This window comes from Pseudoalteromonas translucida KMM 520 (assembly GCF_001465295.1).
Classification (GTDB): Bacteria; Pseudomonadota; Gammaproteobacteria; order Enterobacterales; family Alteromonadaceae; genus Pseudoalteromonas; species Pseudoalteromonas translucida.
On sequence record NZ_CP011034.1, the window covers coordinates 965361 to 986518 of the forward strand.

General features: G+C 45.6%; 20 protein-coding genes. 16 read left to right on the forward strand and 4 right to left on the reverse strand.

Annotated features, from left to right (window positions below):
* Nucleotides 1–13: 13 nt before the first annotated feature.
* Together PTRA_RS04520 and PTRA_RS04525 are read right to left on the reverse strand one after the other, a co-directional pair.
* The gene (locus tag PTRA_RS04520; RefSeq protein ID WP_058372852.1) at nt 14–2134 is read right to left on the reverse strand and encodes an oxidoreductase; all 2121 of its coding nucleotides are present in this window, start codon (nt 2132–2134) and stop codon (nt 14–16) included.
* Between the two features lie 42 nt (nt 2135–2176).
* The gene (locus PTRA_RS04525) at nt 2177–3031 is read right to left on the reverse strand and encodes an alpha/beta fold hydrolase (protein ID WP_058372853.1); all 855 of its coding nucleotides are present in this window, start codon (nt 3029–3031) and stop codon (nt 2177–2179) included.
* Nucleotides 3032–3301: 270 nt separating this feature from the next.
* On the opposite strand from PTRA_RS04525, the gene PTRA_RS04530 reads away from it, so the two are divergent.
* From PTRA_RS04530 to PTRA_RS04605, 16 genes are all read left to right on the forward strand, one after another.
* Nucleotides 3302–4045 carry an SDR family NAD(P)-dependent oxidoreductase gene (locus PTRA_RS04530; RefSeq protein WP_058374520.1) on the forward strand — a complete coding sequence of 248 codons (744 nt, stop codon included), beginning with the start codon at nt 3302–3304 and terminating at the stop codon, nt 4043–4045.
* 8 nt (nt 4046–4053) lie between these two features.
* On the forward strand, nt 4054–4689 hold the full coding sequence (locus PTRA_RS04535; RefSeq protein WP_058372854.1) for a nuclear transport factor 2 family protein: 636 nt from the start codon (nt 4054–4056) through the stop codon (nt 4687–4689).
* Between the two features lie 20 nt (nt 4690–4709).
* Complete coding sequence (locus tag PTRA_RS04540) at nt 4710–6578, forward strand: long-chain-acyl-CoA synthetase (protein WP_058372855.1); 1869 nt, start codon at nt 4710–4712, stop codon at nt 6576–6578.
* Nucleotides 6578–7789 carry a thiolase family protein gene (locus tag PTRA_RS04545; protein WP_058372856.1) on the forward strand — a complete coding sequence of 404 codons (1212 nt, stop codon included), beginning with the start codon at nt 6578–6580 and terminating at the stop codon, nt 7787–7789. The genes PTRA_RS04540 and PTRA_RS04545 overlap by 1 nt, the downstream gene beginning before the upstream one ends.
* A gap of 1 nt (nt 7790) precedes the next feature.
* A complete protein-coding gene (locus PTRA_RS04550; RefSeq protein ID WP_058372857.1) occupies nt 7791–8726 on the forward strand; it encodes a bifunctional OB-fold nucleic acid binding domain-containing protein/MaoC family dehydratase in 936 nt (311 codons plus the stop codon).
* A gap of 192 nt (nt 8727–8918) precedes the next feature.
* Nucleotides 8919–9809, forward strand: coding sequence for a VOC family protein (locus PTRA_RS04555; RefSeq protein WP_058372858.1), 891 nt, complete (start codon nt 8919–8921; stop codon nt 9807–9809).
* A complete protein-coding gene (locus PTRA_RS04560) occupies nt 9809–10684 on the forward strand; it encodes a CoA transferase subunit A (RefSeq protein ID WP_058372859.1) in 876 nt (291 codons plus the stop codon). The genes PTRA_RS04555 and PTRA_RS04560 overlap by 1 nt, the downstream gene beginning before the upstream one ends.
* A 14-nt stretch (nt 10685–10698) precedes the next feature.
* Nucleotides 10699–11505, forward strand: coding sequence for a CoA-transferase subunit beta (locus tag PTRA_RS04565; RefSeq protein ID WP_058372860.1), 807 nt, complete (start codon nt 10699–10701; stop codon nt 11503–11505).
* Nucleotides 11505–12374, forward strand: a complete 870-nt coding sequence (locus tag PTRA_RS04570; RefSeq protein ID WP_011327595.1) for an enoyl-CoA hydratase — start codon at nt 11505–11507, stop codon at nt 12372–12374. Before PTRA_RS04565 ends, PTRA_RS04570 begins: the two co-directional genes overlap by 1 nt.
* 2 nt (nt 12375–12376) lie before the next feature.
* Nucleotides 12377–13492, forward strand: a complete 1116-nt coding sequence (locus PTRA_RS04575; RefSeq protein WP_058372861.1) for an NAD(P)H-dependent flavin oxidoreductase — start codon at nt 12377–12379, stop codon at nt 13490–13492.
* 3 nt (nt 13493–13495) lie between these two features.
* Nucleotides 13496–14248, forward strand: coding sequence for an enoyl-CoA hydratase family protein (locus PTRA_RS04580; RefSeq protein WP_058372862.1), 753 nt, complete (start codon nt 13496–13498; stop codon nt 14246–14248).
* Between the two features lie 8 nt (nt 14249–14256).
* A complete protein-coding gene (locus tag PTRA_RS04585; protein ID WP_058372863.1) occupies nt 14257–15420 on the forward strand; it encodes an acyl-CoA dehydrogenase family protein in 1164 nt (387 codons plus the stop codon).
* A gap of 11 nt (nt 15421–15431) precedes the next feature.
* Nucleotides 15432–16496, forward strand: coding sequence for an acyl-CoA dehydrogenase family protein (locus tag PTRA_RS04590; RefSeq protein WP_058372864.1), 1065 nt, complete (start codon nt 15432–15434; stop codon nt 16494–16496).
* The gene (locus tag PTRA_RS04595; RefSeq protein WP_058372865.1) at nt 16493–17644 is read left to right on the forward strand and encodes an acetyl-CoA C-acetyltransferase; all 1152 of its coding nucleotides are present in this window, start codon (nt 16493–16495) and stop codon (nt 17642–17644) included. Before PTRA_RS04590 ends, PTRA_RS04595 begins: the two co-directional genes overlap by 4 nt.
* Nucleotides 17645–17658: 14 nt before the next feature.
* Nucleotides 17659–18540 (forward strand): SDR family oxidoreductase, encoded by an 882-nt coding sequence (locus tag PTRA_RS04600; RefSeq protein ID WP_058372866.1) that lies wholly within the window; start codon nt 17659–17661, stop codon nt 18538–18540.
* A complete protein-coding gene (locus tag PTRA_RS04605) occupies nt 18540–20117 on the forward strand; it encodes an amidase (RefSeq protein WP_058372867.1) in 1578 nt (525 codons plus the stop codon). Before PTRA_RS04600 ends, PTRA_RS04605 begins: the two co-directional genes overlap by 1 nt.
* Before the next feature lie 211 nt (nt 20118–20328).
* Here the strand turns inward: PTRA_RS04605 and PTRA_RS04610 are convergent, their stop codons facing one another.
* Both PTRA_RS04610 and PTRA_RS04615 read right to left on the reverse strand, forming a co-directional pair.
* Nucleotides 20329–20574, reverse strand: a complete 246-nt coding sequence (locus PTRA_RS04610) for a hypothetical protein (RefSeq protein ID WP_011327603.1) — start codon at nt 20572–20574, stop codon at nt 20329–20331.
* A 106-nt stretch (nt 20575–20680) separates the two neighbouring features.
* Complete coding sequence (locus PTRA_RS04615) at nt 20681–21124, reverse strand: hypothetical protein (RefSeq protein ID WP_058374521.1); 444 nt, start codon at nt 21122–21124, stop codon at nt 20681–20683.
* Nucleotides 21125–21158: the final 34 nt, after the last annotated feature.

The window sequence follows — 21158 nt, forward strand, 5'->3', positions numbered from 1 at the left end:
TAATTAGTCGCTATTAGCAGCTTAAGCCAGCTTTATAACCGGCACTAATTGCACCCTCTATATAGGCAACGTCATTACAATCACCAATGTCTTTTACTGTATGGCCAGCTGCAATTAAGCTGTTTGTTAAGCTATTATCAGTGGTAATACCCGTTGCCATTACTACGGTATCGGCAAGGCAGCTGCGGGGTTGCTCGTCTACTTTATAGTGCACAGCGTGGGTATCGATAGCAGTAACGTCTGCCTGAGTAATTAAAGTAACGCCTAATTGCCTAACATGATCAAGTACCCGCCAACGCCTAACAATACTCAGCTCGATGCCTAAGTTACGTCCGGCTTCTATAACGGTTACTTCACGGCCACGCTCAGCTAAAAATTCGGCTAACTCTAAACCTACTAAGCCACCGCCAACAATAGTGACGCGCTTGCCAAGTGGCATCCATAAATGCGATAAGCGTTGTAATTTATCTACGTTTTTTGTTAAGCCAAGGGCGTTGCCGGCTCCTAACATTAAGCGCTGTAGCGCAGTTAACTTATTACTGGTGTAGGTACTTACTTCGCCGGTAAGTAACTGTCTAAGTTGTTCGCCAGACCAAACGTGGCTTAACTCACAACCCTGTATATCGGGCATGCCACGGCTAGCGCCGGTTGCTACAAACACTTCATCGGCATTTAGTGTACTAATTAATTTAGGAGTCGCTGTGGTATTGAGTTTTACTATAACCTTAGATTGCGCTAGTTGCCTTAAATGGTAGTCGAGTAACTTGCCATTTTCGGGGTAGGCCAGCGCTGCAAAAAATAATGTGCCGCCTAAGCGTTTACTGCGCTCTAACAAGGTTACTTTATGGCCTCGTTCACTGGCGGTTACAGCAGCTTCTATGCCAGCAGGCCCGCCACCAATTACCACAATATGTTTGGGCTTATCGGTCATTATTACTTTTAGTTCAAACTCTTTACCTGTTGCCGCATTAACTGCACATTTAACCCGCTGGTTAATAAATACTTGGCTTACGCATACATAGCAATAAATACAGGGACGAATATCAGCTTCACGATCTGCGGTGAGTTTATTAGGAAGTTCAGGGTCGGCTAATAATTTACGTCCCATTGCAATAAAATCACACTTACCGCTGGCAATAGCTGCATCGGCAATATCGGGCTCTAAGCGGCCAACGGCAATTACCGGTATAGATACTTCTTTCTTCACTGCAGCAGCCCAATCTAAAAAGCCTGCTGGTTTATGTACTAGCGGCGCGGCGGTAAATGCAGAGCCTGTGGTTAAGGTAGCATAAGCAGAAATACTAACGGCATTTACACTCGCTTGTTCAACCATTTTGCTCACTGCAATACAGTCCTCAAGGGTAATACCGCCAGGGGTGTTGAGTTCGTGCGCGTCTAGGCGTACCCACAATGGAAAATCTTGACCAACACGTTCGCGTATTGCTGCTATTACCTCGAGCAATAAACGTGCGCGGTTTTCAATACTGCCGCCATACTCGTCATCGCGTTTATTATAGTAGCTTGATAAAAAGCCCGCCAAAATATACGAGTGCGCGCTGTGCAGTTCAATCGCGTCAAAACCCGCTTGCTGGGCACGTTTTGCCGCTGCGGCAAACCATTCCACCATTTGGACAATATCGGCTTTTTCCATTACTTTTATGGTGATGGGTTTATCTGCTGGAGGTCTAACAAAGGTACTTAATTCTGTTGGTGTTACCGCTTGCATAATATCGCTTTGTGGTGGCGCAGGGGGTAGTGAAGGCACCCAAAGCTCGCGGCCTTCTGCTAAATCGCGTACTGCCGTTTTACCAGCATGCTGTAATTGCACCGCAATTTTTGCACCATGCTTATGCACCCGCTCGGTAAGTGCTTTTAATCCAGGAATAAACTCATCTTTAGAAATACCCACCTGATAAGGTTCGGCAGTTCCTGCGGGAAACGCAATAGCAATAGATCCCATAGTAATAAGGCCCACACCGCCTTTTGCTCTGGCTTCATAAAAAGCTTGAATACGCTCACTACAATGGCCATCAGGGTCCGCATAATTAGAGCCCATTGGCGCCATCATAATGCGGTTACGCAGCGTTAGGCCGCCTACTTTCCCTGGTTTAAGCAAGTGCTGATAATGTGACATAGATTATTACCTCTTATTATTTATGTTTTTTGAGGTGCTGTATTAGCCGTGTTTTAAAAAATCAATACAGCTGCTGTTAAACAGGCGTTGATGTTCTACTTGTACCCAATGACCACAACGATTAAGCATAATAAAGCGCGCTGTTGGTACGTTATCCAAAATTTTATGCATGCCTTGATGTGGATTAAATTTATCGTTAGTGCCCCAGAAGCCAAGCACTGGGCAGTTAAGCTCGCCAAGGCGTTCGGTCATGTTTGGCACCATCATAGTGCTAAATAAATTAGCGGGTTGAGTTACTGCCACTGCAGCGCGCTCTGCTAATATATCATCAGAAAGTACAGCTGAATCAAAAAGTTGTAACGACATAACTTCGCGCATTTGATCAACTCCCATAGGGCCGCGGCTGTATACTTCTACCATACGCACTATACCTTCCATCTCAAAGTAAGTTTCGCGCTCTTCAACACCACCCGGGGCCATTAAAATTAGGCGCTCTACCGTATCGGGATAATCAAGTGCTTGGCCCAGCGCAATAGCGCCGCCTAAAGAGTTACCTAATAAAGTCACCTTAGGCAAATCAAGAGCGTTAATAAAACCATTTAGTGCTGTGACAAAAAAAGCTAAATCGTAATTAACGTCATCAGGTTTATCTGAGCGGCCAAAACCAGGTAAGTCGAGCACAATATTACGATAGCCCGCATCAGCAAATTCAGGATAATTGCCTTTAAAGTTACTAAAACCACTTGCTCCTGGGCCACTACCATGAAGCCAAATAACAATAGGGCCTTGGCCTTGCTCTAAATAATGTAATTTCAGGCCGCTTTCTAGGGTAACAAAGTGTCCCAGTGGTAACGGTAAATCCTGTGTTTGCTCTGGATTAGTTGTTTGCTGATTCAAAACTCTTACTCCTAATTTTGCCTTGCTAACAAGGTAATGAACGCTCACCACCTCTGCTTATTTATATAGTTTTCCTACTCAATACTGCGTTGCTCGTTTGCTTAAAACATCGTCCATTTAGACCAGTGTTTTGTTTGTGCAGTTTAGTCTTATTGGACGATGCTGGTTTTTATTACATATCCCAGTATGAATTGGAAAATTAATATTGGTGCGACTGCAAATGTTGCTCTAGATACGCCAAATTGGCTTGAGAAAAGCAAGGGGATAAAAATGAAACATCAGGATCAAGTTGTGCTAGTAACAGGTGCAGGGCAAGGCATAGGCCAATCAATAGTAAGTTATTTTGCTGCTGCAGGGGCTAATGTCGCTGCGGTAGATATTAACGCCGACACATTAAATGCCAGCGTTAATGAATTAAATGCAAACGTTGCCGGCAACATTGTGGCTATTACTGCCAACATAGCAAAAAGCGACTCAGTACGTGATGCCATTGCCGCTGTAGTGGAAAAATTTGGCCGACTCGATGCCATTATTAATGTGGCTGGTGTGGGCTCTATTGATGCGTTTGTTGATACCCCAGATGAGCACTGGGACAAAGTGATTGCAGTTAACTTAACCGGTACTTTTTTATGTTGTCGTGAGGCGGCGAAAGTTATGCAAGCCCAAGGATCGGGTTGCATCATTAATGTTTCCAGCACGGCGGCATTAACCGGCGAAGGCCCAAGTCATTATTGTGCATCAAAAGCCGGTGTTATGGGGCTTACGCGTAGTATGGCACGCGAACTAGCGCCAGTAGGTATTCGGGTAAATACCATAGTACCAGGGCCAACCAATACACCAATGATGGCCGATATTCCAGAGGAGTGGACGCAACAAATGATCGCGGCTATTCCATTAGCGCGCATGGGCGAAGGTGAAGACATTGCCAAAGTAGCGAGCTTTTTAGCGTGTGATGATTCTGGCTTTATTACCGGCCAAAATATAGCAGTAAATGGCGGCATGGCCTTTATCTAGGAGTGAATATGAGTGATTTAAGTTCAAGCCTTGAACAACGAATTGACCGCTTAGAGTCTATAGAGTCAATTCGTCAGCTCGCGGGTAAATACTCGTTGTCATTAGATATGCGTGACATTGACGCACATGTAGGCTTATTTGCTCCCGATGTACGTGTCGGGGGGGGGAAAAGCGGCCGAGCTCATTTAAAAGCCTGGGTTGACTCAACCCTGCGCGATCAATTTACTGGCACGTCGCATCATTTAGGGCAGCACATTATTGAGTTTGTTGATGAGAACAACGCCATTGGTGTTGTGTACTCTAAAAATGAGCATGAAACCGGGCGTGAATGGGTACTGATGCAAATGCTGTACTGGGATGATTACCAACGCATTGATGGGGTGTGGTATTTCCGCCGCCGTCTGCCATGTTACTGGTATGCCAGCGATATAAATTCAGCGCCAATTGGCGATATGAAAATGCGCTGGCCGGGTCGCGAACCGTACACCGGCACCTTTCATGATTTATTCCCATCATGGCAGTCGTTTTGGCAGCATCGACCTAACCCCGATGAGTTACCCGAAGTGGCAACTCCTGCACCACTTGAACAGTTTTTGCGCACCATGCGGGGTGATACCCCAGCACCTAAAATCCGCGTTCGTTGATTAACACCAAAGGAGATAATATGTTGGATAATAATAAAATTCCTTATGCTGGAAGTCTCGACAACGCGCCAGTATCTAGAGCCGCTACACAACAAAAAATGGATAAGCGCGCACTAGCAGTACGCTCGGTTAGTCCGTCGCAAAAGTACAGCATTGCCGACCGCCTTGAAGCGCAAGCAGCAGCACAAGGCGATGCGCCATTTTTAATTTATCAAGGAAAAAGCTACAGCTACAGTGAAGTAGATGCCCAAGCAAGTAAATTTGCAAAAGCAATACAGGCACGCGGCTTAATGGAAGGTGATGTGTGCGCGATTGCGATTGAAAATCGCCCGGAGTTTTTCTTTGCGTGGTTTGGCTTAACCAAGCTGGGCGTAGTGGTCGCTTTTATTAACACCCAAGTACAAGGCAGCGTGCTTGAACATGCAATTAACACCACAGATGCCAATGTCGTTATTGTTGGTGAAGAATGTGTGCAGCGTTTTATTGAAACACCAGAGCTGGCAAATAAGTCAATTTGGCTAGTAGGCGATGATGAAGTAGTTGATAAACCAGTGCTTCCTCAGTGGATTGATAGCAGCTTTGATAGCGATGTTGCTGCGCGCAGTGGTACAAGTTGTAAGCAGGCACGTGGCTCAACCGTGGGCGAAACGCCAACCTTACTTATTTTTACCTCAGGCACGACCGGGTTACCTAAAGCGGCGATTTACAGCCATATGCGTTGGTTAACCTCGGGTGATGTGATGGTTGAAACCATTGACGCCACACCAAATGACGTATTCTATTGTTGTTTACCTTTATACCACGGCGCTGCAGCCACCTCAGTGACTTCAACTGCGCTCGCGGCGGGGTCAAGTATAGTGGTTAGGCGCAAATTTAGTGTTAGACAATTTTGGCCTGATATTCAAACGCATAACATTACAGTTTGCCAATACATAGGTGAGATTTGCCGCTACCTGCTTAACTACGCCGAGGCCACGGGAGTTAAGCCAAAAGATCATCAACTGCGCTGCATGTTAGGAGCTGGTTTAACCGAAACCAGTTGGCATCGTTGGCTTGAGTACTTTGGTCAAATGGACGTGCTAGAAGGGTGGGGCTCTACAGAAGCGAATACTAACTTACTTAACTTAGATAACTATATTGGTTCGTGTGGCCGAGTGCCGCGCTGGGATCGCACCAATTTTAGATTAGTTAAATTTGATACCGAAACCGAAACTCATGTTAAAGATGCTAACGGGCATTATGTTTTATGCCAACCCGGCGAAGTAGGGGAAGGGCTGGGAATGATCATTAACATGCCTGATTTTGGTGGTGGCCGTTTTGAGGGCTATACCTCAAAACAAGGTACTGAGCAGAAAATTTTGCGTGATGTATTTCAGCAAGGTGACGCTTACTGGCGCTCAGGTGATTTACTGCGCTACGATGAAAATGGATACTTTTACTTTGTAGATCGCATTGGCGACACCTATCGCTGGAAAAGTGAAAATGTATCTTCGCAAGAAGTGGCCACCGCTTTGGCTGAGTACGATGGCGCCGAGCTGGTTAATATTTATGGCGTTCAGGTTCCTGAAAATGAAGGTCGAGCAGGTATGGCGGCCATTGTTATGCAACCAGGCAGGCAGTTTGATCCGCATGTGTTTTATGCTTTAACCATAGAAAAAGTGCCTAATTACGCTGCCCCTCAGTTTGTAAGGGTAAGCAAAGCCGCCGACATGACATCAACTTATAAACTGCGTAAAGTCGACTTACAAAAACAAGGTTATGACCCAGTAGCGTGTAATGAACCAATTTATATACGTAACGATAAGTTAGGCTGTTATCAGCCGTACTGTGAAAATGCGTTGCAAGCAGTAGGATTTTTACCGTTTTGTAGCAATCAGGAGGAAAAATAATGGGCTTAGCAGGAAACGCCGCGATTGTTGGTGCGGCGCAATATAAACCAGAAAAATACCAAACCGCGCCGCAAATGTTTCATTTAGAACAAGTGGCCGACTTAGCAAATCAAGCATTATTAGATGCAGGGCTACAAAAAAGTGATTTGGATGGGTTGGTTATTAATGGCCCACATTTTCACGAGGCTTCAGTATTTGTGCCGGCAATGGCTGCTGAATATTTAGGAATAGAAGTAAACTTTGCCGAAGTAGTTGATTTGGGTGGCTGTACCGCAGTTGCACAAATTTGGCGTGCAGCGGCCGCGATTGAACTGGGGTTATGCCAAGCGGTACTGTGTGTTATTCCCGCTCGCATGGCACCAATGGCGCCAAATGAAGACCCAGCTTGGATGACGCAAGCTATGCGTTATGGCGGTCACAGTACGGCATTTGGCGCGCCAGAAGCTGAGTTTGATTTGCCCTATGGTCACATGGGACAAAACACCGGTTATGCAATGATTGCACAGCGTTACGCGGCGCAATATGGGTACGATCAAGCAGCTATGGCTAAAATAGCAGTCGATCAGCGCTTTAATGCGCAATACCATAAAGACGCTATTTTTAAAGGCAAAGAGCTAACAATTGCAGAAGTATTAGCTTCTAAAATGGTAGCCGACCCACTGCATGTACTAGAAATAGTCATGCCGGTATCGGGTGGCGCGGCGGTTATTGTGGCCTCTAAAGAAGTGGCTGCAAGAGCGAAAAAACGCCCTGCATTTATTACTGGTTTTGGTGAGCGTTTATCATTTAAATCGCCATCGTATGCGCAAGACATGACAGTGACGCCAGTTGCCGAAGCCGCAAAGCGTGCGTTTACTATGGCTGGGCTGTCGCCTAAAGATATACATGCAGCACAAATTTATGATTGTTACACCATTACTGTGTTGTTATCACTTGAAGATGCTGGCTTTTGCCCTAAAGGGGAAGGCATGCGCTTTATTAAAGAGCATAACCTTACCTTTAAAGGCGACTTTCCGATGAACACCCATGGCGGGCAACTTAGTTTTGGCCAAGCTGCGGCGGCGGGTGGTTATTCTCAAGTTATTGAGGCTTTCCATCAAATTTCAAACTCTGCCGATCAACGTCAGCTAAAAAGGTGTGACAATGTATTTGTTAGTGGCACCGGTGGCGTGATGAGTGAGCAGGGCGCATTGATATTACAAGGAGGCTAGTATGGCAACGTTAAAACCTATGCCAGTCGCAACAAAAATTTCTGCACCATTTTGGCAGGCGTTAAAAGAAAACCAGTTAAAAATTCAGCAATGTAAGCAGTGTGAAGGGTGGGTGTTTTTTCCACGTAATCATTGTAGTCATTGTTTAGCGCATGAGCTGCAGTGGCAGCAAGTGAGCGGTGAGGGCACCTTATATTCATACACCCTTACACGTATTCCAACTATGCCAGAGTTTAGTGACGAAATGCCGCAAGCATTAGCTGTGGTCGAACTAGCTCAAGGCGTTCGTATCAATACCACGTTAATAGATGTGGCAGAGCAAGACATTAAAATAGGCATGCCTGTTAAAGCGGTGTTTGATAAAGTGAGTAGTGATGGCGATACCTTGCTACGTTTTACCTCTATTAATAATGCCGGTGGGGTGCGTGAATATACCAATCCGCTCAATGGGCTTGAACGCAACGACAAAGGGCAAGTACAAGTACCGCTAAGTAACCTTGCTGCGCTTTATGCACTGGCCGATAATAAATATACCGACTGGAGTAACGTGGTTGTTGTTGATCAAGACCTGATTAACGCCTTTGCCGATTTATCGGGGGATGATTACTGGTTGCATACCGATCCTGAGCGCGCAAAAACAGATAGCCCGTTTAAAACCACCATTGCCCATGGCTCGTTAGTACAAGTGCTGCAGTCGCGTTTAACGATTGCACTGCCATTTGAAATTATCGGCTTTAATAATATGGTTAACTATGGCTCAAACCGTTTGCGCTTTCCTGCGCCAGTGCCTGCGGGCGCAACTATTTATGGCCGTAGTAAGGTAAAAGACATTAGCGTGTCGCACAAAGGGGTGCAATTAACCCTAGAAATGAACATCCATGTGGTTGGTAATGATAAACCAAGTGTGATCAACGATTTGGTGATCCTGTACCGCTAAACACAGTAAATAATTTGGTAAATATAAAGCCGCTGAGCAACTTTATTGCTCAGCGGCTTTTTGTTTTTTTAGTTTTAAGTTTATGACTCTTAATGCTTTTTTTTCGTTTTTTTGGTTAGTCTCAATGGACGATGAAGCATTAGTAATTTGCCCTAATAATGAACCTAATCACAATTTTGTAAGAGAGGGTTCATGGATATTCGCGCATTAGGTTATTTCGTAGCACAGACTGACGCTCCACACGAGTGGCAACACTACGCAGAGCAAGTATTAGGGATGATGACGGCGCCAACTGACGATGGTGGATTCTACATCAAAATGGATGAGCGCCCATACCGCATGTTGGTTATACCCGGCGCAGACAAACGCTATTTTGCCTCTGGTTGGGAACTAACAGGTGCGAAAGCTTACAACAATGCTAAACAAACATTACTTGATAAAGGCATTGCCTTTGAAGAGGCTAATAAAGCCTTATGTGAGCAGCGCCGCGTACAAAATATACTCATAGTTAATGACCCCGCGGGTAATCGCCACGAACTTTATTGGGGTCATGTTTCAGACTGCCAACCGTTTACTTCTCCTCAAGGTGTACCCGCTTTTATTACCGGCGATATGGGCCTGGGCCACACCGTATTACCTGCGCCAAATTTTGATGAAACCTTTGCGTTTTTAACCGACGTATTAGGGTTTGAATTATCAGATTTATTTAACTTTAAACCCGCACCAGAGGCCGATCCAATTCGCATTTACTTTATGCATTGTGGTAACGCACGTCACCACAGTTTAGCTATTTGTGAATTTCCGGTACCAAGCGGTTGCGTGCATGCCATGGTCGAAGTTGAAAACATGACAGAAGTAGGCCGCGCTCACGACAGACAACAACAACATCAAGTACAGCTGTCGGCCACTTTAGGTCAGCATCTTAATGACAAAATGACCTCATTTTATATGAAAACACCATCAGGCTTCGATTTAGAGTATGGCTTTGGTGGTCTGCAAGTTGAAAACTGGGAAGAGCATTGTGCTTTTGAATTTAGCCGAGTGAGCCTGTGGGGCCACGATTTCTCAGTAGGAGAAAAATAATGAATAAAGTAAAAACAACAGCGCAAATGGTGGCTGAACTAAGTGATGGCATGACAATTGGCATTGGTGGTTGGGGCCCGCGCCGTAAACCTATGGCACTTATTCGCGAAATTATAAAGTCGGATCTTAAAGATCTTACGATTGTGGCGTATGGCGGCGCCGATGTGGGTATGTTATGCGCAGCTGGCAAAGTAAAAAAATTAATCTTTGCGTTTGTATCGCTAGACTTTATTCCACTAGAACCTTTTTTTCGTAAAGCTCGCGAGCAAGGCGAGCTTGAGCTAATGGAAATTGACGAAGGTATGTTGTTACTTGGCCTTCGTGCTGCGGCGTGGGGCTGTCCTTACATTCCAACTCAAGTTGGTTTAGGTACAGATGTACTTACACATAACCCAGATATTCAAGTGATTGATAGCCCCTATGACGATAAAGAATGGGTGGCAATGCCAGCGCTTAAACTCGACGCTGCACTGGTACATGTTGATCATGCTGATGAGCGTGGTGTGTGCCAGATTTCAGGTCCAGATCATTACCTAGACGATTGGTTTGTACGCGCAGCAAATAAAAGCTATGTCACCTGCGACAAGCTGGTTAGCAGCGATCATTTTTATGATCGCACAGCGGCAGATAAAGTATTTTGGGAGCGCAGCTTAACAACAGCCGTAAGTGAAGTACCTGGTGGCGCGCATCCAAGCAGTTGTCCGCCATTTTACGGCATTGATAATAAACATTTGCTGCAATATAACAAATACGCAAAAGAAGGCGGCTTTAGTGCTTACTTTGATGAATTTATTAACAATAAATCAGAGCAAGAGTATCAAGCTAAATTAGGCGGCATCGATGCGATCCGTCAAATCCCTAACACAAGTTACTAAGGCAGGACATTAAAATGACAGCAACTCAATACAGCTTGGCAGAATTAATGATTTGTGCCGCAGCAACCGCATTTGATAACGATGGTGAAGTGCTTGCCACCGGCATTGGGGTTATTCCGCGTTTAGCGGCGAGTATTTCTATGAGTACTAACAACCCAGATTTAATGATGACAGACTCAGAAGCCTACTTACTGAGTGAGCCAAATCCGATTGGCGCACGTGGCGATGATTTTGTACAGCGTAACGAAACATGGATGGGCTTTTCACGCATTTTTGACAATGTGTGGAGCCGTAAACGCCACGCCATGATAGGGCCAACGCAAATTGATAAGTACGGGCAAAGTAATATTTCAGCCCTAGGGGGCGACTACGACAAACCTAAAATACAAATGTTAGGTGTACGTGGTTTACCGGGTAACTCAATTAGCCATGCTAACTCGTTTTTTGTGCCAAGCCACAGTAAACGCGTATTTGTAGAGCAAGAATGTGATGTGGTGTGCTCAATTGGTTACAACCCAGCACGTTTGCCAAAAGGTTATCAGCTATCGGATGTCGATATTCGTTTAGTGATCACCGATATTTGTGTGATGGATTGGCAAGGTCCAGAGCATCAATTGCGTTTAGTGAGCGTTCACCCTGGTGTGACTGTACAAGAAGTAATTGAAAAAACAGGCTTTGAAATTCACGTTGAGGCAAACACCCCAACCACACCAGCACCTACAGCTGAGCAGTTAGCGTTAATTGCTAAATTGGATCCGCACAATATTAGAGCTAAACAGCTAAAAGACAACCCACCGGGTGTACGCCCAGAGGAGTCGTAATGAGTGAAGTTCAAACAATAGATGACGTAGTGTTATACGAAGTGCGCGCTCAAGTGGCGGTTATTACCATGGATCGTCCTGAATATAACAACGCGCAAAACTCACAAATGACCTACGCGCTAGATAAGGCTTTTCAGCTTGCGTGTAACGACGACGAAGTAAAAGTAATTGTACTTGCCGGCAATGGCAAGCACTTTTCTGCCGGCCATGACATTGGCACCCCTGGGCGCGATGTTGATAAAAGCTTTGATCGTACTAACCTTTTTTACGATCACGCTAATAAGCCCGGCGGTGAGTTTTTATATGCCCGCGAGCACGAAGTGTATTTAGGAATGTGCCGTCGCTGGCGCGATTTACCTAAGCCAACGATTGCTATGGTACAAGGTGCCTGTGTGGCTGGTGGCTTAATGCTGGCGTGGGTATGTGATTTAATTATTGCCGATGACAAAGCATTTTTCTCTGATCCGGTCGTGCGCATGGGTATTCCTGGGGTTGAGTATTTTGCGCATGTGCACGAGCTTAACCCACGTATCGCCAAAGAGTTTTTATTTACGGGTGATCGTATGTCGGCAGACCGTGCTTATCAAATGGGCATGGTGAATCGCGTAGTGCCAAGGGATAATTTAGAAGAGACGACCTTTACTTTAGCTAATCAGATTGCACAAATGCCACGACTGGGTTTGCAATTAACTAAGCAAGTAATTAATAACGCCGAAGATTTAATGGGTAAACGTTCAACCATGGATATGGCGTTTGGTTTGCATCATTTTGCGCATGCGCATAACGAAACAATATCGGGTGACCGCTTAGGTGGCTTTGACGCGAAAGCGATGGCTCAAGCCAATAAATCAGCAGCCAAGGAAAAATAAATATGAGCACAGAGCACAATAATGCCGATGGCCGTTGGAATACGCCGTTAACAGAGGCACTGGGCTGTCGTTATCCGATTATTCAAACGGCGATGGGCTGGGTCTCTGATGCAAATTTAGTAATAGCAACAACACGTGCGGGCGGTTTTGGTTTTTTAGCTGGCGCGACGATGAACACTGAAGAAGTAGAAAGTGCCATAAAAAAAGTAATTGCTGCCACTGGGACCAGTAATTTCGGTCTTAATTTTCATATGTTTCAAGAAAACGCGCAGCAATGTCTTGATTTAGCCATTAGCTACAAACTCCGTGCGGTGAGTTACGGGCGTGGCCCAGATAAAGCCACTATTGAGCGACTCAAAGCGGCAGGTGTGCTGTGCATTCCCACCGTAGGCGCAGTAAAGCACGCCGTAAAAGCGGTTGCTATGGGCGCCGATATGATCACTATTCAAGGTAGTGAAGGGGGCGGCCATACTGGTAGCGTACCGAGCACTATTTTGTTACCGCAAGTGTTAAATGCGGTGTCGGTGCCAGTAATTGCGGCTGGGGGCTTTTCGTGCGGACGCGGTTTGGCCTCAGTATTAGGTGCAGGCGCTGCAGGTATGGCAATGGGCACGCGCTTTTTGCTGACCTGCGATGCACCCACACCAAAAGTTACCCAGCAGCGTTATCTTGATACCCAAGACAGTGCCGATATTCGTATTTCTACCGCGGTAGATGGCCTGCGTCATCGGATGATCAACACGCCATTTATTGATGACTTAGAGCGCGCGGGCGGTGTTAAGCGCTTATGGTTGGCACTAAAAAGTGCGCGCCATTGGCAAAAAGAAACCGGCATGACATCGCTGCATATGCTCAAAGTATTTTTTAATGGTCTGCGTGAAGATCCTAAAGCCGCAGCAACATTGGTAATGTCGGCTAATCAACCAGTGTTAATTCAAAAGTCTATGGTTGAAGGTAAACCCGACGAAGGTATTTTACCCAGCGGCCAAGTAGCGGCGGTAATAAATAATTTACCTAGCGTTGAGACACTAATAAACGAAATTATCGCCGAGGCAGACACCTGCCTTGAGCAATTGTTAACCCGCCGGACTAACCGGTCAGTCGAAGAAGAGGCCTAAGCTATGAACCCAGCATTCAAAAGCCATATCGAAAACGGTATCGCCGAAATAATTATAAATAAAGCACCGGTAAATGCACTCGACAGTGCTGAATGGCAAGCGCTCGCCGACCTGATCAACAGTATTGGTAAAAATTTGGCAGCACGGGTATTAATTATTCGCTCAGAAGGGCGTGGTTTTTGTGCCGGTGTTGATATTAAAGAGTTGGACCAATACCCAGAGCGTATTGTTAGCGTTAATGCCGGCAATTACGAAACGTTTAAAGCGGTACATTTGTGCCCAATACCTGTAATAGTTGCGCTGCATGGTTATGTGCTGGGTGGCGGTATTGGTATTACTGGTGCGGCCGATATTGTGGTGGCGTCAGAATGTACCACTTTTGCGCTACCAGAAGTAGATCGTGGCGCTATGGGTGGCGGCGCGCATTTACAGCGCTTATTTCCGGTGCAAAAAGTACGTTATTTGTTTTTTACTGGCGAAACTATTTCGGTACAAGATGCCGATAAATACGGCTTTATCGAACGCATTGTACCTAAAGAGCAGTTACGCGACACCGCGCTGGAAATTGCCAGCAAAATTGCAGCAAAAAGCTCCGATATGATCCGCATTGCTAAAGAAAGCCTAAATGGTGTTGAAGACGGTGACCTAGAAGCTAAATACCGTTGGGAGCAAGGATTTACGCTGCAAGCTTATACCAGCCCAGATTCTGCTGAAACCCGCCGCGCGTTTGTAGACAAACGCGAAGTGAATTTTTGAGGCCGACTATGAAACTAACTTATACAACAGAGCAACAAAATTTCCGTATGGAAGTGCGTCAGTGGCTTGCAGAAAATGTACCTGCAGAAAAACTGCCCACTTACGACACCAAAGCAGGCTTTGAGCTGCATCGTCAATGGGAGCGCAAGCTACATAAAGCGGGTTTTTCTATGGTTATGTGGCCTAAAGAATATGGCGGCCGCGGGTGTAACTTAATTGACTGGCTTATTTTTGAAGAAGAATATTACGGCGCAGGTGCACCTGGGCGAGTAAATCAAAATGGCCAGCTATTACTTGGATCTACTTTACTTGAATTTGGTACGGAGCAGCAAAAATCGCACTTTTTACCGCGTATGGCATCAAGTGAAGACATGTGGGCGCAAGCCTGGTCTGAACCCAATGCTGGCTCAGATATGGCCAACATTAGCAGTAAAGCAATTCTTAATGGCGACCATTACATTGTGAATGGCCAAAAAACCTGGTCTACCCGTGCTACTTATGCCGATTGGGCATTTGGCTTGTTTCGCTCAGAAGCAGGTTCGCAGCGCCATCATGGTTTGTCTTTTTTAATGGTACCGCTGGATGCAGAGGGCGTAACTATTCGCCCAATTAAAGCGTTGGATGGGGAAGATGCCTTTGCAGAAATATTTTTTGATAACGTGAAAGTGCCGGTTGAACACCGTATTGGTGAAGAAGGCAAAGGCTGGCATGTGGCAATGGCAACGGCAGGTTTTGAGCGTGGTTTGTTGCTGCGCTCACCGGCGCGTTTTCAGCAACCTGTGCGCAAACTAGTGCAGCTGTACCGCGATAACAAAGCGGCTGCCGATCGCGACCCAGCCATTGGTGCTGCGGTGGCTAAATGTTGGGCTGATGCAGAAGCCTATGCGCTGTCGGCTTACAACACTGTAGGGCGTATTAGTCATGGCGATAAAATTGGCGCTGAATCGAGCCTAAATAAAGTGTTTTGGTCAGAGCTAGATTTACTTATTCATCAAACGGCGATGGATATTTTGGGCACGTGTGGTGAGTTACTCTCATCAGCAGCACTTGGTGAGGAGCATGGTTATTGGTTAAACGGCTTTTTATTCTCTCAAGCTGGGCCAATTTATGCGGGTGCCAATGAAATTCAAAGAAATATTGTTGCTGAGCGTATGCTTGGCCTACCTAGATAGCGAGTGAAACTATGGATTTTACCTTTACTGAAGACCAATTAATGTTTCGTGAAGCTATCAGCCGTTTTTTAATGACTGAGGCAGCACCAGAAACACTACGCGAAATATGGGAAACCGACGCGGGTCGCTCTCCCGAATTAAGAAATAAAATGGCAGAGCAAGGGCTTACTGCGCTATCAGTGCCAGAGCAGTTTGGCGGTTTGGGAATGGGCGATATAGCGTGGTCATTAATGACCCAAGAGCTAGGTTATTACGCTATTCCAGATTCGCTTGCCGATACGGCTTATGTAGGCAGTGGCGTATTTTCAGCCCTTGATGATAGCGTAGCCTGTAAAGCTGATTACTTAGCTAAAATTTGCGATGGCGAGCTGCGCTTAGCTATTGGCCATCAATGCAGTGAGCTGGTATCGGATGCACATTTAGCGCAAGTACTACTTATGCAACATGCAGATGAAGTGCATTTAGTACCGCGTGATCAAGTAAATAACGTCGTTAATTTAAGTATTGATTCGTCGCGCCGCTTATCGCAAGTGACGTGGCAGCCAACAGCCGAAACCTGTATTGCACAGGGCGAGGCGGGCAAAAAAATATGGAATGACACGCTTAATCGCGGGGCGCTCTCGGTTGCTGGGCAATTACTCGGTTTAGCGCAGCGCATGCTCGATTTAACCGTTGATTATAGTGTACAGCGTAAACAATTTGGCAAAGCAATTGGTAGCTTTCAGGCTGTTAAGCATCATTTAGCCGATGTAGCAGGAAAAATTGAAATTGCAAAACCGGTACTGTATCGCGCGGCGTGTTCACTAGAAAATAACCACCCTTTAACTGACGTGCATGTTTCACAAGCGCGTAATTTTTGCAGCGAAGCAGCAGCACTTGCAGCGCGCCACGGGATTCAAATTCACGGTGCTATGGGGTATACCTGGGAAGTAGACCTGCAAATGTTTATGAAACGCAGTTGGGCATTAAATAACACCTGGGGTGACAGTATTTTTCATCGTGCACGAGTGCAAAATTATGTGCTTAATTCTGATGTCGATCTGGCACCTTCTAAAACATTTGAGGCGATACTATGACCCATGCATATATTGTAGATGCACTGCGTACACCTACAGGCAGACGCAAAGGCGGCCTTGCCCATGTACATGCCATAGACTTAGGTGCAGCAGTATTAAAACCTTTGGTTGAGCGCAATAACATACCCGCAGAAGATTACGATGATGTAATTTTTGGCTGTGTAGACACGATAGGCTCGCAAGCAGGAAACATTGCCCGCACCAGTTGGTTAGCGGCAGGGTTGGCCATGAATGTACCGGGTACTACGGTTGATAGACAATGTGGCTCATCGCAACAAGCCGTGCATTTTGCTGCGCAAGCGATTATGAGCGGCACGCAAGATGTGATAGCGGTAGGCGGCGTGCAAACGATGACGCAAATTCCTATTTCGTCAGCCATGTTAGCCGGGCAACCACTTGGCTTTAGTACGCCGTTTGCAGAGAGTAAATTGTGGGATGCACGCTTTGGCGATGCGCCGGTAAATCAGTTTTATGCCGCTCAGCGCATTGCCGATCATTGGGGTATAAGCCGCGCCGATATGGAAGTGTTTGCCCTAGAAAGTCACCGCCGTGCATTAGCGGCAGCAGCAGAGGGGCGCTTTGATCGAGAAATAGTGGCGATTGAAGGATTAACAGCTGATGAAACACCTAGAGAAAGTAGTTTGGCTAAAATGGCTGAACTTGAGCCGGTTGACCCTACTTACCCAAGTATTACAGCTGCGGTTTCGAGCTCAGTGTGCGATGCATCAGCAGCAATGCTTATTGTGTCTGAGCGCGCATTAAAAAAATATAACCTTACCCCAAGAGCGCGTATTCATCATGTTAGCGTACTGGGAGATGACCCTATTTGGCATCTTAGAGCGCCCATTCCAGCTACTATCGCGGCATTAAAAAAAGCGAATCTTACGCTTGATGATATTGATTTAGTGGAAATTAATGAAGCGTTTGCCTCTGTAGTAATGGCATGGTTAAAAGAAACCGGTTACAGCCATGAAAAAACTAATGTTAATGGTGGTGCTATTGCACTTGGCCATCCGCTTGGTGCTACGGGCGTGCGTTTAATGACCGGGTTATTACATGAATTAGAGCGTACAGGCGGGCGTTATGGCCTACAAACAATGTGCGAAGGCGGCGGTTTAGCTAATGTCACTATCATTGAACGATTATAATTAAGGAGAAAGGTATGGGTATTTGCCAACAGCGTACAGTTATTATTACCGGAAGTGGCGGTGGATTAGGCCGTGCTTATGCACTTGCCTTTGCCGCAGAAGGCGCCAATGTGGTAGTGAACGACATTCGCCTTGATGCTGCAAAAGCAGTGGTTGATGAAATTATTACTGCCGGCGGTAAAGCGATTGCTAATAGCAGCGATATTACTACCAAGGCTACGGCGCAACAGATAGTAGATGATGCCATTGCCGCCTTTGGCGAAGTGCATGTGCTAGTTAACAATGCTGGTGTATTGCGCGATGGTATGTTTGTTAATTCGGATGAAGATGCTTGGGATATGGTAATGCGAGTGCATCTTAAAGGACATTTTTGTTTAGCTAATATTTTAAGCCGTCGCTGGCGCGATCAGTCAAAAGCGGGTAACCCAGTAGCTGCACGTATTATTAACACCAGCTCTGGCGCGGGCTTACAAGGTTCGGTAGGGCAAGCAAATTATTCTGCAGCAAAAGGCGGCGTTGCGACGCTTACTTTAGTACAAGCGTCGGAATTGGCGCGTTACGGTATTACCGCTAATGCATTGGCACCGGCAGCACGCACCGCAATGACCGAATCAGCAATGCCTGATCTAGTGAAAAAACCAGAAGATGATAGTTTTGATGCCTGGGCCCCCGAAAATGTAGCGCCGCTGGTTGTTTGGTTAGGTAGTGAGGCATCGACAGCCGTAACAGGGCAAATATTTGAAACGCAAGGCGGTCGTATCTCATTATGTGATGGCTGGCGTACTGGCCCCACTATTGATAAAGGCGCACGCTTAAATGTAAATGAAATTGCCGGCGTGATTGAGCAATTAAATGCCCAAGCTGTGGCACCACAAAAGGTATGGGGTAGTAAATAATGACTAAGATAGATTTAGATAGACGACGACTTATACAGGCGTGCGGCGCAATTGGTGGTGCGTCTATGCTAGGTTTATCACTTGCAAGTCAAGCATCGGCGGCTGCAACAGTAAACACCACTAAACAGCCGCTTGGTGACTACGACAGTTGGGACATGTCGACCATGGCGGATTTATTACGCCAAGGCGATATTAGTCCATTAGAATTAACCGACAGTGCAATTGCACGGTTTGAAGCAAATGCTGCGCTTAATATGATTGCCGTTAATCATTTTGAGCAAGCGCGCGCGCAAGCACAAAAGTTAAACCAATTAAGCACTGCACAGCGAACAGCTAAAATGGCCAGCGCACCGCTGTTAGGTGTACCGTTTGCGCTTAAAGATTTAGGCGTAACTATGGCCGGTACTATTACTACTAATGGTTGTCGTTTTTTTAAAGATAACCGTGTGGCTGAAAATTCAACCTTAGTTAATCGCTATCAAGCCGTGGGACTAAACATTATGGCTAAGCTTACCAGCCCTGAGTTTGGTCAAACGCCTACAGGTGAGTCGAGCTTGCATGGCAACACGCTTAACCCGTGGGATACCCGCTATAGTAGTGGCGGCTCATCGGCAGGCTCTGCGGTGGCGGTTGCAGCGAGAGTTTTACCCGCAGCTCATGGTAGCGATGGTGGCGGCTCTATTCGTATACCTGCATCGCATTGTGGGCTATTTGGGCTTAAACCAAGCCGTGGCCGGGTGGCCTCTGGCCCCACTAACCTAGAAAGCTCAATGGGGTTATCGGTTCATCATGCGCTTACCCGCAGTGTGCGCGACAGTGCATTGCTGCTGCAGCTAACGCAAGGGGCAGAGCCTGGGTCGCGTATTACCCTGCCTAACGATAATATGTTAGCTGCGGTTAACGCCAAACCAAAGCGTCTTAAAATAGCATTAATGCAAAGCCATCCATTTGGTTACCCTGTGCATCAAGATTGTACCGATGCCTTAGATAAAACCGTTAAATTGCTGACTAGCTTAGGCCACATTGTTGAAGCAGCTCAGCCAACTTTGCCACTTGAGCAGATGTTTAAAGGCATGGGCATAGCCACTTCAAGCGGCATGCTTAATGCAGTACAAGCTAGAGAATTAAAACTAGGGCGTGCAGCACGTGAAAACGAGTTTGAAGCCATTGTTTGGGGGCACTTGCAGCGGGCTAAAGAATTTACAGCTCAGCAAATGTTGGAGGCACGCAGTGCCTTTGATCAGGGCGGACAAGCTTTTGATGTGTTTTTTAACGACTACGACTTTATTTTGACACCAGTGACCACAGCGCCACCACCAAAAATTGGTGAACTCAGTTTAAATCAACCCTACGATTCATTTGTGCAACAGGTATTAAAAGCATCACCCATTGCAGCGTTATTTAATATGACAGGTTTACCAGCAATGTCGGTGCCACTGCATTGGAATAAGAATGGCTTGCCAATTGGTGTGCAATTTGCCGGTGCGTATGGCAGTGAGGCGCAGTTGCTTACGCTGGCCGCGCAATTAGAGCAAGCCGCACCGTGGGCAGATAAAAGGCCGCCTATATTAAGCTAAAGCACAAAATATAGAGATGCTAAGCAGTAAACAACAAAAGAGCCAACTAGGCTCTTTTTTAGTTGTAAAAACTAGTGACTATACGGCGGTAATTCAGTCGCAGTTAATTATAATAATGAGTTAGCGGCAGCTGCAATTAGCTTGGTTGTTAAATATTAGGCAAAAAAAAGCCCAGCTAAGCTGGGCTATAAAATATTCTAAGGGGAAGTACTTAATTTTGGGTAACAGTAAATTGCCCAAAAGTATAAACTTTAAACAAATAAAATGTATTGATTAACACCAAACTCATATTCGAAACAATACTCGACGACATAAGATCTAAGCTAAATGATAAAAATAGCAAACCACAGGCACTAACCGCGGCAATACGCAGTAATGTGAGTTGGTTAATAAAGAAAGCACCTAAACCTAGTGCAAGTAATATCGTGTTTAAAAGCCAATCTAGCTCGTTTAGCATGGTAGTTTCAATAGTTCATTTGTTGAAAAAAGGAGCGCCATTATGTTGATCTTTTGCACACCTTTCAACCAAGTAATTTTAAATTTTCAGATTAGTTTTTTTAATGCTAAAAGAAAGCTTTTATTGCCGCAATAACGCCATTATCGGCAATTACTTTATATTTTTGACAGCTATTTGAGTTAACCGTATCAGTACATAAATAAAGTGCCTTACGCTTACTATCTAACTGTGGCTGTAAGTTTGAATCGAGGAGCCTTGCGCCATAACCAAATACCCCTGGCCAATAAATGCTATTACTTACCATGCCTAATTTATGATAACTAAGCAGTGTTGGCTTAGGGATTATAATTATTATAAATAGTAATAGTCCAAGCGTGATCAGTAAACCGCTTTTAGACTTTTGTACTGCCTTGTTATTAGCTGCAGTATTAGCACTTTGTTTAATATTATTGGGCTTTGTAGCCGTACTGCGGTTTTGCTTGTTTTTTGTTGTTTTTGTACTTCTAGATGATTTACCTAGTAATGATTGTTTTTTTGTATTTGTAGACATAAAGCAAATCTGGCCTTTTTGGTGTAGTTCTCTA

Coding starts and splice junctions, on each gene's coding strand:
- PTRA_RS04600 (WP_058372866.1), top strand. CDS start 17,659: ATGGGTATTTGCCAACAGCGTACAGTTATTATTACCGGAAGTGGCGGT.
- PTRA_RS04615 (WP_058374521.1), bottom strand. CDS start 21,124: ATGTCTACAAATACAAAAAAACAATCATTACTAGGTAAATCATCTAGA.
- PTRA_RS04540 (WP_058372855.1), top strand. CDS start 4,710: ATGTTGGATAATAATAAAATTCCTTATGCTGGAAGTCTCGACAACGCG.
- PTRA_RS04610 (WP_011327603.1), bottom strand. CDS start 20,574: ATGCTAAACGAGCTAGATTGGCTTTTAAACACGATATTACTTGCACTA.
- PTRA_RS04585 (WP_058372863.1), top strand. CDS start 14,257: ATGAAACTAACTTATACAACAGAGCAACAAAATTTCCGTATGGAAGTG.
- PTRA_RS04550 (WP_058372857.1), top strand. CDS start 7,791: ATGGCAACGTTAAAACCTATGCCAGTCGCAACAAAAATTTCTGCACCA.
- PTRA_RS04520 (WP_058372852.1), bottom strand. CDS start 2,134: ATGTCACATTATCAGCACTTGCTTAAACCAGGGAAAGTAGGCGGCCTA.
- PTRA_RS04580 (WP_058372862.1), top strand. CDS start 13,496: ATGAACCCAGCATTCAAAAGCCATATCGAAAACGGTATCGCCGAAATA.
- PTRA_RS04560 (WP_058372859.1), top strand. CDS start 9,809: ATGAATAAAGTAAAAACAACAGCGCAAATGGTGGCTGAACTAAGTGAT.
- PTRA_RS04555 (WP_058372858.1), top strand. CDS start 8,919: ATGGATATTCGCGCATTAGGTTATTTCGTAGCACAGACTGACGCTCCA.
- PTRA_RS04570 (WP_011327595.1), top strand. CDS start 11,505: ATGAGTGAAGTTCAAACAATAGATGACGTAGTGTTATACGAAGTGCGC.
- PTRA_RS04535 (WP_058372854.1), top strand. CDS start 4,054: ATGAGTGATTTAAGTTCAAGCCTTGAACAACGAATTGACCGCTTAGAG.
- PTRA_RS04605 (WP_058372867.1), top strand. CDS start 18,540: ATGACTAAGATAGATTTAGATAGACGACGACTTATACAGGCGTGCGGC.
- PTRA_RS04575 (WP_058372861.1), top strand. CDS start 12,377: ATGAGCACAGAGCACAATAATGCCGATGGCCGTTGGAATACGCCGTTA.
- PTRA_RS04595 (WP_058372865.1), top strand. CDS start 16,493: ATGACCCATGCATATATTGTAGATGCACTGCGTACACCTACAGGCAGA.
- PTRA_RS04565 (WP_058372860.1), top strand. CDS start 10,699: ATGACAGCAACTCAATACAGCTTGGCAGAATTAATGATTTGTGCCGCA.
- PTRA_RS04530 (WP_058374520.1), top strand. CDS start 3,302: ATGAAACATCAGGATCAAGTTGTGCTAGTAACAGGTGCAGGGCAAGGC.
- PTRA_RS04590 (WP_058372864.1), top strand. CDS start 15,432: ATGGATTTTACCTTTACTGAAGACCAATTAATGTTTCGTGAAGCTATC.
- PTRA_RS04545 (WP_058372856.1), top strand. CDS start 6,578: ATGGGCTTAGCAGGAAACGCCGCGATTGTTGGTGCGGCGCAATATAAA.